Raw genomic sequence first — 14,055 nt, 5'->3', positions numbered from 1 at the left:
CCGCGGAAAGCGAGTGTACAGGAGCGAAAATCAACAAAAGAGTTTAACAGAGCTAAAGAAAAAAATTGGAGCAAACTTGTTTCAGAGAACATATAAAATATTAATAGGACAATAATTTTCCATTAAATATTGCTTAAATAATCATTATTATCAACTAACATCCTTATAAATAGTAGTGAAGAACTCTTAGTGGTAATCCATACCCTTTCCACTACGATGAGGGGAAGTTATACGATGACAACTGTAAGCAATGAATCATTTCAAAATTTAAGTCAAAAAAATATGTCATTTGAACAAGTGTTTGACTCTATCATTCAATTTATGATGCAAGATACTTCAGGAAATTATCGATTAATATTCGGTACTGACTCACAAGTTCATGCTCATTACACATTATTTATTACAGGGATTGTTATTCAATGTATTGGAAAAGGAGCCTGGGCTTGTATTCGTAAAGTTACGATACCAAGGAAAATGACAAATCTCCATGAACGGATCTCGTACGAAACAACATTGACGGAAGAAGTTGTATCTTTATTTACAGAGGAAAGAAAGAAGCAATTAATTGATATTGTGTTACCCAATATATATCAAGGTGCAACTTTTACTATTGAAGGTCATATTGACATTGGCTCTGGAAATCGAAACAAGACAAAGATATTCGTAAATGAAATGGTTGCAAGGATGGAGTCACTCGGACTTGAACCAAAAATTAAGCCTGAAGCATTTGTGGCTAGTAGTTATGCAAACCGTTATACAAAGTGAGGGGCTGTCAGTCCTCACATTGAGTATAGAATGTGGAAGTAAAAAACATAGGGTACGCTTGTGCAACAATTATATCTATATACTAAAACCGAACTATCTGAAAAAAATTAAGAATAGTTCGGTTTTTTTATGCCATATTTGGTTTGCAGGCCCAATAAGCCTAGTTTTATAGTTGCTCTTCTGTAGTTAGTGAGGAAATGGACTTTTTCTTTCGTCTAAACAATTGACTAATTCCATTTCCGACTGCATGGAATGTGCGGTAAACTGCAGGGACAAGTACAAGGGTAATTAATGTTGCAAACAGAAGTCCCGAGATTACAGCTGTCGCCATTGGTGCTTGATAATTACCTGAAGTGCCAGATGCAAGAGCGAGAGGTAACAAACCAACAGCCGTCGTTAAAGTTGTCATTAATATTGGACGAAGTCGCTCTTTACCAGACCTGGTAAGTGCCTCATTCACTGCAAGCCCTTCCTTACGTAATTGATTCGTTCGATCTACTAACAATATTGCATTATTTAACACAATCCCAATAAGCATGATGATCCCCATTCCAGACATTACGGTTAGTTCAAGCTGGGTGAAAAATAATCCGAGAATAACTCCAACAATGGTCATTGGAATCACTGACATAACGATTATTGGATGTGCCAAGTGATTGAATTGCACTGCCATAACGAGATACACAAGGAAAATAGAAACAGCTAAAACTAAAAGCATATCGAATATGAGCTCCTGCTGGACTTCTAGATCTCCTCCAGTTGAGATGGTGTAACCAGACGGTGTTTTAAAATCATCAAGTACTGACTGAACTTCTCGATTAATAGACCCTAAGTCTGTACCTTCAATGTCTGCTGAAATAGTAACAAATCGTTCTCCATCCAAATGGGAAATTTCATTTGGTGTTTCGACACTTTGAAATTGTACAAAGGTAGATAAACTCTTATTACCATCAATTGTAGGCACCAGTAAGTCTAGCATTGTTTTTTCTTTGGTAATTTCCTCTTGCCATTTTACAATGAATGGAATCTTTTCTTCTTCTATCATCACTTCACCAATCGGCATGTTAAGAAATGCTTCTTGAATAAATTGCTGAATTTGCATTTCCGTTAATCCTGCATTGTTGATTTCTTCCTTGTTTAACAAAACAACTTTTTCTGTTGAAGTTCGTTCAATGGAAGTATTAATTGCAGTAAGTCCATCTATTGCTGTTAGTTTCTCGGTTACATCATCGGCAATATTTTTTAGAGTTTCAAAGTTTTCTCCTTTAATTTGAATTTGCACAGGTTGACCGCTACTAAAGGACATGGCACTTTGAACACTATTTATCGGATAATCCTCCTCCAGCCCCCGTAACTCCCGTAAGATATCGTCATTTACCTCTTTTTGATCTTTTGTAATGGCATCGTCTTTCGTCATATTGATTAAAGTATAGAACATAGGACCATCATCAATAATATAGCTCGACTCAACATCATCTATATCAGCAAGAACTTCATATATTTTCTGGATGACTTCATCCTTTTCTTCAACAGAAACACCTGTTTCTAAATCAATCATTAATTCCGTATAGCGATTTAACACATCTGGCATGATTGTCATTGGGATTTTAGAAATCAGGAAAAGTGATCCAACAAACATAAGGAAAAAGAGAACAATCGCTGCGATACTATTTCGTTTTTTCTCTACAATCCATGAGATGGCATTACCATATGATTTTACGAGTCGTCCTTCTTTACGAGTATGTTTTTTACGAACCGTTAGAAGTTTTTCCGATAGGGACGGGATAATCGTAAAGGCAACAATCATCGAACTGATAAGTGTTATTGATACAACGACCGAAAGTATGATCATAAACTGTCCAACTTCTCCACCCATTAATCCAATTGGTAAAAATACAACAATAGTAGTGAGTACGGATGCGATAACAGCAGACGCTACTTCCTTCGTACCTACAAGCACAGCTTCCATTCCGACTAATCCCTGCTCTTTTTTCTTATAAATAGACTCGAGAATAACGATGGAAGCATCGACCATCATCCCAATACCTAATCCTAGGGCAATGAGGGAAAGCATATTAAAACTATAGTCTAAAAGCCACATAGTAAGAAATGTTAATAAAATCGATGTTGGAATGGAAATTGAGATAATAAAGGTGGCGGAAATACTTCGTAAAAATAGTAACAATATAACAATGGCTAATATTCCACCGATAATAATGTTACTTGTTATGCCATCAATTGCTTCTTTCACATAATCTGCCTGAGCAACTAGTTCATTTATTTCAAAACCGTTAACTAAGCCTTCATCTTTTATTTTTTGGATTTCTTCTCGAATCGCTTCAGCCATTTCAATTTGTGTGACATCTGATGTTCGGCCAATTTGAACAAAGATAAAATCTTTTGTTCCATCTTTCCAAACGTATGATGTATTTTCTAGTGGTTGTATGGATACTTCTGCGATATCTCCTAATGGTATCATTCCAGATGGAGCTGGGATGGATATGTTTTCGACATCTTTTACAGATGTTAAATTAGATTCCCATCTTAGAGATGGCTGACTATCTTCCGCTGAAAATTCTCCAAGTGTCGCTTCCTCATTTGCTTGCATAATAACAGGGATTACTTGGGAAGTGCTAAGTGCTCTTTCATTAAGTTTGTCGCGATTAAAGGAAACTACCATTTCGTACTCCTTTAACCCCATGAGGGATACATCCCTTACTTCAGATAGTTCTTCTAATCTTGGCTCTAATACATCCTTTGCGAAAGCTGACATTTCGTCCATATCGCCATTTGATATGTCCATAAAAAACTCGTAGCTAGAGCTCATACTCATTTGATCTGCTATTACTTCCGTTACACCATTTACTTTCGAAGTAATAGCTGACGCAATACTTTGTACTTCTTTCGATACTTCTTCGCCACGACCTTTTGCAATCTTCACTTGAATACTAGTTTGACCAATGGTAGTTGTGGAATAAACTTCATCGACACCATCGATACTTTGAATGCTTTGCTCTAAAGGATTTGTTATCGTTCTCTCTACTTCAGCTGCAGCCATATCTCCTGCCATCACCATGACATAAGCACCATCAAATTGAACTGGAGGCATCAGCTCTTCATCTAACTTAGTAAGTGCATAAGCACCTAAAAGAATAATTAATACAGTAGCTAAACCAATTAATATTTTCCGCTTTACAAAAAATTGAATCATCGTTTTTTCCTCCTCTTCTACACCAATCACTTAGACCTTCATTACCATAGATTAAAAAAGGACAAATTCTTATGATTTCACAAAAGTCTTACATAAACTTCACTCCTAGCACACTATATTGGTTGTCAAATGAACTTTCCGCTCCATGATGCAAACAATTACATACCAGTATAAACGAACTGAAAATTCTTAACATTCACCCTGAGGCTGTTATTTATCTAAGACCTGAGACGTAGGAGCATTCACATAATGCCGAAAGAGGAGTAAATAAAATTAGCAAGGAATTGCACAACTATAACGAATACAAAGCTATGGATCTATAAAAGACTATATTGGTAGGTAACATTTACCACTTGGAAGTGTTTGCACCTATCAAATATCGTATGTTAAATTTAACTTGTATAAAATATAAACAAGTTATTTGAAAGGGTAATAGTCTCATCCTTTTCAATTAGGAAATTCCTTATTTTAACAGGAAAACTTTTTCTGAAAGTGCTTGCACCAAAAAAATGTCTATGCTATATTTAACTTGTCTAAAAAACAGACAAGTTAGCTAACACCAACATACACCTAAGGAGGCACCATAAAAAGATGATAAATACGAAGGAAACACCACATATAAAACCGAACGGAGTAGAAATTGCGGAAACGATATTATTGCCTGGAGATCCTTTGAGGGCAAAATTTATTGCGGAAAACTTTCTTGAGGATTACGAGTGCTTTAACGAAGTTAGAGGGATGTTAGGATATACAGGTACTTACAAAGGGAAGAAAATTTCGGTCATGGGAACTGGAATGGGACCAGCAAGCATGGGGATTTATTCTTGGGAATTAATCAATGTTTTTGGAGTTAAGAATTTAATCAGAATAGGCACATGTGGTGCTATGCAAGAGGATATAGCTTTATACGACATTATATTAGGTATGGGAGCTGCAACTGATTCTAACTACGGTCATCAGTATAATTTGCCAGGGCAATTTCCATTAACTGCTTCTTACGGTCTTTTGGAAAAGGCGAAGAATATAGCGGATGAAAAAGGACAAAAAGTTCACATTGGAAATATTTTATCGAGTGAAATATTTTATAATGCGGACTCAACTGCAATGAAGAAATGGCAAGATGTTGGAATATTAAGTGTGGAAATGGAATCTGTAGCACTTTACTGGAATGCAATCCAAGCAGGTGTAAATGCATTATGTATTCTAACTGTTAGTGATCATTTACTCACGGGTGAGCAGACAAGTCAAGAAGAACGTCAAACAGCATTTACAAAAATGATGGAGATCGCTTTAGAAATAGCTTAATTTTTCTACCTTTTATAGATGAAAATTCATTTTAATAGCCTCCTTCCCACCTTAAAGGAAGGAGGGGAGTAATGAAGGTTAATGTATTCGATGGGAAAAGGAAGATTCACCATATATTGTAAACGTTATTATTCAACGATGTTATATAAACAACTTAGATGGAGGCTAAACATATGAATAGTACAATTGAACAAAAACCGGTTGTAAATATAGGAAAAATTGTTCCGGTTATCTTAATATTAATGATCTTTTCCCTCGTTGTTGATAACTCTTTTAAAATTATTTCTCCAGATTTGGTCAAATATTTTGGGGTTTCTGCTACTACGGTAAGTTGGCAAGTGACACTTGCTGGATTAGTTATCGGGATTGGAGCGGTCGTTTATTCTTCTTTATCAGATTCCATTAGTATTCGAAATCTACTAGCAGTAGGGATTATCTTAATATGTGCAGGGTCATTACTTGGTTACATTACGCATAATAACTACTGGTTAATCGTATTTTCAAGAATCATTCAAGCGGCTGGATTAGGTGCTACGGAAACACTATACTTGGTTTTCATAGCGAAATACGCAAATGCGCAAGAACAAAAGAAGTATATGGGATTTAGTACAAGTAGCTTCCAAATTGCTACTGTTGTAGGAACATTGACTGGTGGATTTGTAGCTACTCATTTACAATGGCAAAACTTATTCCTCATTCCTTTACTCAGCTTAATATTATTGCCATTCATATTAAAATATTTACCAAAAGAAGAAAGCAAGAAAAATAATGTAGACTTTATTGGACTTATTATTATCGCAGTAGTCGCAACTTCGATTATGTTGTATGTATCTTATTTCAATTGGACATTATTCATTTTATTTATTGTTACTGTTATCGTGTTCTTATTGTATATAAGTAAAAACAAACATGCGTTTATCACAATTGATTTCTTTAAAAACAAACAATTTTTATTTGTACTAGCTGTAGCATTTATCCTTAACTCTATATATGCTGCATATGCACTTAATACATTCCCGTTCCTTTTGACAACGGTTTATGATATCCATTTGGATACGGTATCCTTAATGTTCATCCCAGCTTGTTTGGTAGCGGCATTTGTTGGAGCAATGTCAGGTAAAATTGGACAATATTTAACTAGTAAACAAGCTGTTTACCTAGCAATTTGTTTAATTATTATTAGTTTATTACTTGGTGGATTATTTATAGAAAAATCAATTGCTGTGTTTGTTATCTCGCTTATTTTATTCTCTATTAGCTTTGCATTATTATACGCGCCGTTAATAGATACAAGTCTTAGAAAGGTGCCGACGGAAAAAACAGGTGCCGCATTAGGATTCTATAATCTATGTATTAGTATCGCGATGTCTACAGGTTTTGCTTATTCTGCCTTTTTAATTGACAAAAAGGATTTACAATTTGGATTTTTAAGCTTTGTGTCGAATGATGCGACAGCATTAAATTATAGTAGCATTTTAATAATTATTGCAGCTATTGCTCTAGTGGCCATCATTTTATTTTGGTTCTTAGTTGGGCGTAAATTGGACAAACATACTAAATAAAGGATGCGATGGTTTGAATAAATTTAAACGAGTACACTTAATTGTCATGGATTCGGTAGGAATTGGTGAAGGAAAAGATGCGGCTCAATTTAATGATGCCGGTTCCAATACGCTTTTACACATTGCAGAGTTTATGAATGGATTAAACCTACCGAATCTTGCAAAATTAGGTCTGTCTAATATTGAGGAAATACTAGGTGTACCAAAGGCTGATAAACCTATGGCTTATTACACCAAATTACAAGAAAAATCGGTAGGAAAAGATACGATGACGGGACATTGGGAATTGATGGGCTTGAATATTGATAAACCATTTAATGTGTACCCTAATGGTTTCCCCGAAGATTTAATCAAACAAATAGAAGAAGTGACAGGTAGGAAGGTAGTAGGGAATAAACCTGCAAGTGGTACAGCTATTATTGATGAGTACGGAGAACACCAAATGAATACCGGCGATTTAATTGTGTATACGTCTGCAGATCCTGTATTGCAAATTGCTGCCCATGAAGAAATCATACCACTCGAGGAACTATATACTATTTGTGAGAAAGTGCGAGAAATTACAAAAGACCCTGCATACTTAATTGGAAGAATTATTGCTAGACCATATGTAGGGGAACCGGGGAATTTCACCAGAACATCGAACCGTCATGATTATGCACTAAAACCCTTTAACAAGACAGTAATGGATAGTCTCAAAGATGATGGATATGATGTCATTGCCATCGGAAAGATACATGATATATTTGATGGCGAGGGAGTGACGGAATCGATCCGTACGAAAGATAATATGGATGGCATGGATAAGTTGCTAGAGGTGATGAAAACAGATTTTACTGGCTTAAGCTTCTTAAATTTAGTTGACTTTGATGCGTTATATGGACATCGCCGTGACCCTGAAGGTTATGGGCAAGCATTAGAAGCATACGATAAGAGGTTAGGAGAAGTACTAGATAAACTCCGCGATGATGACTTATTGATTATCACCGCTGACCATGGTAATGATCCAACATTCCCTGGTACTGATCATACAAGAGAATTTGTCCCTGTGTTAGCTTATTCAAAGCAATTTACTAGCAGTGGTAAGTTACCCGAAAATGATACATTTGCAGATGTTGGTGCTACAATAGCTGATAATTTTAAGGTGACAATGCCTGAGAACGGTGAAACCTTCTTACAGTGCCTAAAATAATATGGTATGATATGACTAAACCCTTCGAATTATATTTGAAGGGTTTGTTAAAATTTCTGGAGAAGGATTTACTATGAATAAATTGAAAAGACCGCTTTATATAAACGTATATGACGAGCTACTTTTACAGATTACGAAAGGGGAATACCCACCTGGAAGTAGACTTCCATCTGAACCAGAATTAGCTAGCAAACTTGGTGTTAGCCGCTCTACATTAAGGCAAGCATTAGTACTTTTGCAAGATGATGGTATCGTCCGAAATGAACGAGGAAAAGGCAATTTTGTCATTGATATAGCTCATAAACAAGATAGTATTCAATTAGAGAGATTAAGTAATCCCATGCATAAATGTCATACACAAGCATTCGATCGGATAGATGTCCATTATCGTTTAGATGAGGATACAAATCATACAAGGCAAGTGTTAAAAAGAGATTCTTCCACAGTAGTGGCACTTGAGCGCTTATATAGAAAAGGAAAAGATTTATTAGCGTATGGTTTTACGTTTATGTCGATGGAAGTGGTAAAAAGCCTATCATTAGACTTACATGATGAGGATAAGTTGCTCGATTTTTTAGAGAGTCAAGTGTACATTCAGGCAACCCATGGGGAAATGGAGATTAAATTCACACATACAGTTAATTTAGCTGATACAAAAGAAATACTACTTGGTGAAGAAGAATGCTTCCTCCTATTAGAAAGTCTTTACGGAGAAGAAGAATATCCAATCATGTACAATAAATTTTATATACCTCAGCAATTCGCTAAGTTAAAATTAAATATTACTAACTAACAGAAGGGACATTGTTCAACAAGAACCTTGTCCCTTTCAATATAATTAGTAGTATTAGTTGTTCAATTTATTTAGGAAATTATCTTACTATAGACGAGGTATCCAAAGTTGAAGGGCACTTTGAAAATCGCACTAATAGCTATCATATTAGTAATCATAATGTTAATCGTTTATCTGTCTGTATCCCAAAAGAATACAGAATATTCTTTAATAGTGAAGTATCATCATTCTTTGCAATTAGGTACCCATGCAAAGGTATGGAATTCTCAGCAAGAGGACTTAATAGAAAATAAGAATGATAGAAAGAATAACGTAGAATCTGAGCAAAGCAACACTGCATTTATTAATGTATCTGTAGCAACACTTTGGTCAGAACCAAATAAACTTCGCTCTATTGATCGTTACTCAGCAACTAACCCTGTGGATCCTTGGAAATGGACAAAAAGCATGTCAGTTGATGATAAACTATGGCTTGTTGGAAAAACAGAAACTCAAGCTCTATATGGACAATCTGTAACCATTTTAGAAGAAAAAGATGATTGGGTTAAGGTAGCTGTCCATGGGCAACCAACACCTAAAAGTGATATAGGTTATGTAGGGTGGATGCCAAAAGAACAAATTGTAAAGGATTCTACATTTACATATGATGAAAACTTGTTAGCAATCGTAACAGATCCTACTACGTGGTTATTTCATGACCAAGGTCTACATAGTTCATTTTTAGAAGTTAGCTATAATACAAGACTTCCTATCATTGCACAACTAGATGGAGTAACACTTGTTTCAACTCCAAGAGATGGATATAAGTGGATTTCATCGAAATCAATATCTGTTACACAGTTAGAGCAGGAAATAAAATTTCCAACAGGGGAAGACTTAGTAACAACTGCTAAGTTATTTTTAGGAATGCCATATGTATGGGCTGGAACTTCAGGCTTTGGTTTTGATTGCTCTGGATTTACTTATACCATTTATAAAGCGCATGGAATAACGATTCCCCGTGATTCGTCTGTACAAGCTATTCAAGGGGTCCCTGTGAAAAAAGAAGACTTACAAAAAGGGGACTTATTATTATTTGCGAATAATAAGGGGAAGGGATTTGTTCACCATGTCGGGATGTATATTGGAAATGGAGAAATGATCCATGCGCCGAATTCAGCAACCCCTGTCGAGATTATTAAAGTATTCGAATCTAGTTATTGGTCATCTGAATTTGCAGGAGCAAGAAGGTATATAAGCATTGAATAGAGGCATCCCTAATTAAGGAGATGCCTCCTATTTGTTTTGAGTGGGTCATTTGATACACTAATAAGTACTATAAAGAAGTGAAAAGGAAGAACAGTATGAACATAACGATTGTTTCGGTTGGGAAGTTGAAAGAGAAATATTTAAAACAAGGTATTCAAGAATATTTAAAAAGACTTTCCGCATATGCAAAAGTCCAAATTGTTGAAGTGCCCGATGAAAAAGCACCAGAAAACATGAGCGAAGCGGAAATGGTAGAAGTAAAACGTAAAGAAGGCGTACGCATCCTTTCAAACATAGGCCAAGACACATATGTCATTACATTGGAGATAAACGGAAAGATGTTCAGCTCCGAACAACTCGCTGCAAAAATGGACGAGCTCGCCACATACGGAAAAAGCAAAATTGCCTTTATCATTGGTGGTTCACTTGGAATAAGCGAAGAAGTCCAAAAACGCAGTGACCTAGCACTCTCTTTCTCCAAAATGACATTTCCACATCAACTCATGAGGTTAATACTGCTGGAGCAAGTGTATCGTGGTTTTAGGATAAATCGAGGGGAACCGTACCACAAATAGAGGCAAAAAAATTTGAAGATAAGGTGGTATTTTGTCTTTTGAATCAGGCAGCGACACTGAACCCTGATCTATATGTTCTGCTTCATGAAAGAGTACATGGATTAGTGTAAATGTCTTGGACAGGTTAACTACGGAAAAGTCAAAATCGAGTTCAATTTTATCCACAAATCGAGAGTGTCTGTCAGATTGTTTGATGGAGATCTTATTTATCAAAAGCTGTAAGAGCTGTTTTTTCTTTTCTCTCGAAGACTGTTGGAATGCTTGAATATACTTTTCTAATAAATGTCTAACCAAGTCTGGTGGGATAATTTTGGTATCTGATGAACTTAGTTGAATGCTAAGTTCATTTTTCTTCTGTTCTAATTCATTTTTGGACTTAGACACCTTCTGTAATCGTTCCTGAAGTATAGAAACAGGGAAGAGGTTTTGTTCAAATGCCTCCATATATTTTTCCTGCATGTCATGGGCTTCTTTAAGCTCTGTTTCAATTTTCTCTAGCCACTCTTTTAACTTCATATTTGATTGAACAGTATCAATGTTAATATTATCTATGGTTTGACTAAAGTAGGCTGAGTCGTTTAAGAAATTAATTATACGGTTAATGACAGCATAATATTTCATTTGACCCCAATCTCTCCCTTTTTATGTATTCTTATTTAGAATACTATATATTACAAACTTCCCCAATCAGATTCGGAAAATTTAATTTAGATTAAATAGTTACCATTTATAAATTAGTGTGAAATATCGATTTCTTTCATAAGAAAGACTATGAAGATTGAAAAACAGTGATGTTTACGTAATACCTTTACCCCATCTCATTTTTTGCCTCTTAAATAAATACGGAATAGGAAGTAAATATCCGATAAAGTACAAACAATATGTTGGATATGTTGTGTTTGTTGAGATAGTGTTGATTATCCAACATAAAGTAGGATATACTATGAGTAGGAGGTGATATCCAATGTATCGAGAACATGAAGAGGAAGTTTTGTGGGATACAGTCACAATTTTAAAAGACCAAAACCGCTATGAAAACGCCTTGGTTTTATTCAAAAGCCTGATAGAACGAACATTTTCTGCGTTAAGGCTCCCAACGTCTTTTTTAGATGAAGTGAAAATAGAACTGCCCTCAACGGAATACATGATTCGTATTCGCACTCAGGATAAAATGATATACGAATCCCTAAAAAGCAAAGACATGATGGGAGCATACGAAAATCTGGTTGATTACATTGAGAAACTATCCGAAGTTTTTCCTGAAGCAGACCAAAAGAAAATCTTAGCTCAAATTATAGCTGACCAAACGCAAATACGGATGGAGTCTGTTATATCAAGTTCGACCGCAACTATACCACTGCAGGAAGAGGTGGACTATGTGAATAGTTATAGTACACTTGAAGCTGCCGAAATCATCGGAGTGTCAGATCAAACGATTCGGCGTTGGTGTGAAGACGGGAAATATCCTAGTGCCAGAAAAACAAGTGGGAATCGTTGGCGTATTCCGAAAGAGTATTTTAAAATAACCCTTGAAGAAGCAAGAAAGCGAAAGGCTTTTGAACAGCAACTGAATAAATTCAATGCTGGACATGGGGAGGGTGATGAAGATGAATTCCTATAATCCATCCTCCCCAATTGTGTTACTTGATACAACTGTATTGTGCGGAGCCATTCGAGCAGAAGGAATAAACCGTCAATTGCTAACGATGGCAGCCCAAACAATTGATTATCGAGTGGTTCTTTTAAGAGTTTGCTTAATCGAATTTATGCGAAAGGCGACATTTGATGGAATTGGTGGGGTTACTTATCCAATTAAGTTGGTTGAAGGTTTTTTGGATTCCTTTGTTTATCCCATTTTGGAAAATTACCCGGCTGTCAATAGTGTAGTTGGTCGTTATCATGAGGATATTGCCAGTCGAAGAGAAATGAAAATTGGTCAGGCAGTTGCAGATATTAGTGGAATTTCAACAAAGGAAGCTGAACTTTTAGCCAAAGAACAAGGATTACAGGAGCCGTTACGCCATTATGATGAACAGGATGTTCATGTGTGGGTAACGGCTATTCAAGAAAATTGTTCATATATAGTGACGAGTAATACTAAACGGTTTCCTGAAATGATTGGAAAGATCAAAAGAATAAAGACTGGTGAATTTTACAACATAATTGTAGATTAATATATGCATATATTAGAAAAACAATCTGAATAAACTTAGTTGATTGCTAAGTTTATTTTTATTCCTAATTTTCCATATAGATAGTTCCATCTGAGTATACTAATAATATCAATCAATTTGGAGGTAATATTAGATGAATATAAAATTTGATCCAAATAACGCCGTGATTAAACTGTGTATGAGTGGGATGGGATTAGAGGATAGTGGAGACATTGAAGGTGCAATTTCAATGTTTAATAAAGCATGGTACGATGCAACAAATGACTATGAAAGATTTATTGCAGCTTATCATTTAGCTCGCCTACAAAAGAGTGTTAAAGATAAATTGAAATGGATGGAAACATCACTACAGAGTGCACAAAAAATTGATGATGATAATGTTAGGAGTGCATACTCAACGTTATTTAAAAACATTGCCGAATGTTATGAGGAGATAGATGATTCCGAGAATGCAAAAAGAAATTACGAATTGTCCAATTCATCTAAGGGTGTACCTTCTGATGCTGGACCGTTTTATCATGGGACAAGGGCTGATTTGAGTGTTGGTGATTTACTAACAGCAGGTGGAAATTCAAATTACAAAGATGGGCTTAAAATGAACCATATTTATTTCACAGCTAATGTCAATGGCGCAGGACTAGCAGCAGCATTAGCAAAGGGAGAAGGAAGGGAACGTGTTTATATAGTAGAACCAACAGGTGAGTTTGAAGACGATCCAAATGTTACAGACAAAAAATTCCCTGGAAACTTAACACGTTCTTATCGCTCGGAAAAACCTTTAAGAATAATTGGTGAAGAAACAGAATGGAATAAACTTACGAAAACTGAACGGCAAGAATGGCGCGAAAAGTCTTCTAAAAATACAGGTGAAATTATTAACTAACCATTTTTAATGTTTACAGTTGAATTTAGTAATTCACCTTCTTCATTCAACTCTAATAACTATATGAAGTATGGAAGTCCATAAATTGGAAAGCAGGATATAAAAATGTTGAAATGAAGCCAGATGTAACAGTGAATGTTATTAATACTGGGAATGTTTTTTGATTAGATTTCGTTTCTAAAGTGGTCGATAAGTTCTATAAGAGGTTGGGACAATACGATCTGAACTAGAGGTATATCCGAACAATGGAAGTAAAACAATACCGCTTCGGAAATACACTACGCTTTCCGCGGGCGGCTAATGAGCCTCCTCGGCGCTAAGCGCGCCTGTCTAGCTCAGGCTCCTAG

At 35.7% G+C, this 14,055-nt stretch carries 12 protein-coding genes; 10 read left to right on the top strand and 2 right to left on the bottom strand.

The window, feature by feature from the left end; genetic code table 11:
• Window positions 1–234: 234 nt before the first annotated feature.
• Window positions 235–765 carry a ribonuclease H-like YkuK family protein gene (locus ACFPM4_RS13590; protein WP_382352731.1) on the top strand — a complete coding sequence of 177 codons (531 nt, stop codon included), beginning with the start codon at window positions 235–237 and terminating at the stop codon, window positions 763–765.
• 166 nt (window positions 766–931) lie between these two features.
• Here ACFPM4_RS13590 and ACFPM4_RS13585 read toward each other — a convergent pair whose 3' ends face one another.
• Complete coding sequence (locus tag ACFPM4_RS13585; protein WP_382352728.1) at window positions 932–3,976, bottom strand: efflux RND transporter permease subunit; 3,045 nt, start codon at window positions 3,974–3,976, stop codon at window positions 932–934.
• Window positions 3,977–4,567: 591 nt separating this feature from the next.
• Between ACFPM4_RS13585 and deoD the strand changes: the two genes are divergently transcribed.
• From deoD to rlmH, 6 genes are all read left to right on the top strand, one after another.
• A complete protein-coding gene (gene deoD, locus ACFPM4_RS13580) occupies window positions 4,568–5,281 on the top strand; it encodes a purine-nucleoside phosphorylase (RefSeq protein ID WP_382352725.1) in 714 nt (237 codons plus the stop codon).
• Window positions 5,282–5,454: 173 nt separating this feature from the next.
• Window positions 5,455–6,843, top strand: coding sequence for an MFS transporter (locus ACFPM4_RS13575; RefSeq protein WP_382352722.1), 1,389 nt, complete (start codon window positions 5,455–5,457; stop codon window positions 6,841–6,843).
• Window positions 6,844–6,856: 13 nt separating this feature from the next.
• Entirely contained in the window at window positions 6,857–8,035 is a 1,179-nt protein-coding gene (gene deoB, locus ACFPM4_RS13570) for a phosphopentomutase (RefSeq protein WP_382352720.1), read from the top strand.
• 73 nt (window positions 8,036–8,108) lie between these two features.
• Window positions 8,109–8,828 (top strand): GntR family transcriptional regulator, encoded by a 720-nt coding sequence (locus ACFPM4_RS13565; RefSeq protein WP_382352717.1) that lies wholly within the window; start codon window positions 8,109–8,111, stop codon window positions 8,826–8,828.
• Window positions 8,829–8,936: 108 nt separating this feature from the next.
• Window positions 8,937–10,076 (top strand): C40 family peptidase, encoded by a 1,140-nt coding sequence (locus ACFPM4_RS13560; RefSeq protein ID WP_382352714.1) that lies wholly within the window; start codon window positions 8,937–8,939, stop codon window positions 10,074–10,076.
• 95 nt (window positions 10,077–10,171) lie between these two features.
• Window positions 10,172–10,651, top strand: a complete 480-nt coding sequence (gene rlmH, locus ACFPM4_RS13555) for a 23S rRNA (pseudouridine(1915)-N(3))-methyltransferase RlmH (protein ID WP_382352711.1) — start codon at window positions 10,172–10,174, stop codon at window positions 10,649–10,651.
• On the opposite strand, the gene ACFPM4_RS13550 is transcribed toward rlmH, so the two are convergent.
• Window positions 10,586–11,272: a hypothetical protein gene (locus ACFPM4_RS13550; RefSeq protein WP_382352708.1), complete on the bottom strand. Its 687-nt coding sequence runs from the start codon at window positions 11,270–11,272 to the stop codon at window positions 10,586–10,588. The two genes, rlmH and ACFPM4_RS13550, sit on opposite strands and share 66 nt — an antisense overlap.
• Window positions 11,273–11,615: 343 nt before the next feature.
• Here ACFPM4_RS13550 and ACFPM4_RS13545 point away from each other — a divergent pair, with 343 nt between their 5' ends.
• The 3 genes from ACFPM4_RS13545 to arr all read left to right on the top strand — a co-directional run bounded on the left by ACFPM4_RS13545 (window position 11,616) and on the right by arr (window position 13,708).
• Complete coding sequence (locus tag ACFPM4_RS13545) at window positions 11,616–12,272, top strand: helix-turn-helix domain-containing protein (RefSeq protein WP_382352705.1); 657 nt, start codon at window positions 11,616–11,618, stop codon at window positions 12,270–12,272.
• Window positions 12,259–12,825: a PIN domain-containing protein gene (locus ACFPM4_RS13540; protein WP_382352702.1), complete on the top strand. Its 567-nt coding sequence runs from the start codon at window positions 12,259–12,261 to the stop codon at window positions 12,823–12,825. The genes ACFPM4_RS13545 and ACFPM4_RS13540 overlap by 14 nt, the downstream gene beginning before the upstream one ends.
• A 469-nt stretch (window positions 12,826–13,294) precedes the next feature.
• Complete coding sequence (gene arr / locus ACFPM4_RS20430) at window positions 13,295–13,708, top strand: NAD(+)--rifampin ADP-ribosyltransferase (RefSeq protein ID WP_465262177.1); 414 nt, start codon at window positions 13,295–13,297, stop codon at window positions 13,706–13,708.
• The last annotated feature ends 347 nt before the right edge of the window (window positions 13,709–14,055 follow it).

This window comes from Lederbergia graminis (assembly GCF_042655485.1).
Lineage (GTDB): Bacteria > Bacillota > Bacilli > Bacillales > Bacillaceae_C > Lederbergia > Lederbergia graminis.
Note: the sequence above shows the minus strand (reverse complement) of the source record. Positions and strands in the feature narration are given on the sequence as shown.

Coding starts and splice junctions, on each gene's coding strand:
- deoD (WP_382352725.1), top strand. CDS start 4,568: ATGATAAATACGAAGGAAACACCACATATAAAACCGAACGGAGTAGAA.
- ACFPM4_RS13590 (WP_382352731.1), top strand. CDS start 235: ATGACAACTGTAAGCAATGAATCATTTCAAAATTTAAGTCAAAAAAAT.
- ACFPM4_RS13575 (WP_382352722.1), top strand. CDS start 5,455: ATGAATAGTACAATTGAACAAAAACCGGTTGTAAATATAGGAAAAATT.
- ACFPM4_RS13540 (WP_382352702.1), top strand. CDS start 12,259: ATGAATTCCTATAATCCATCCTCCCCAATTGTGTTACTTGATACAACT.
- ACFPM4_RS13565 (WP_382352717.1), top strand. CDS start 8,109: ATGAATAAATTGAAAAGACCGCTTTATATAAACGTATATGACGAGCTA.
- ACFPM4_RS13550 (WP_382352708.1), bottom strand. CDS start 11,272: ATGAAATATTATGCTGTCATTAACCGTATAATTAATTTCTTAAACGAC.
- ACFPM4_RS13545 (WP_382352705.1), top strand. CDS start 11,616: ATGTATCGAGAACATGAAGAGGAAGTTTTGTGGGATACAGTCACAATT.
- rlmH (WP_382352711.1), top strand. CDS start 10,172: ATGAACATAACGATTGTTTCGGTTGGGAAGTTGAAAGAGAAATATTTA.
- ACFPM4_RS13585 (WP_382352728.1), bottom strand. CDS start 3,976: ATGATTCAATTTTTTGTAAAGCGGAAAATATTAATTGGTTTAGCTACT.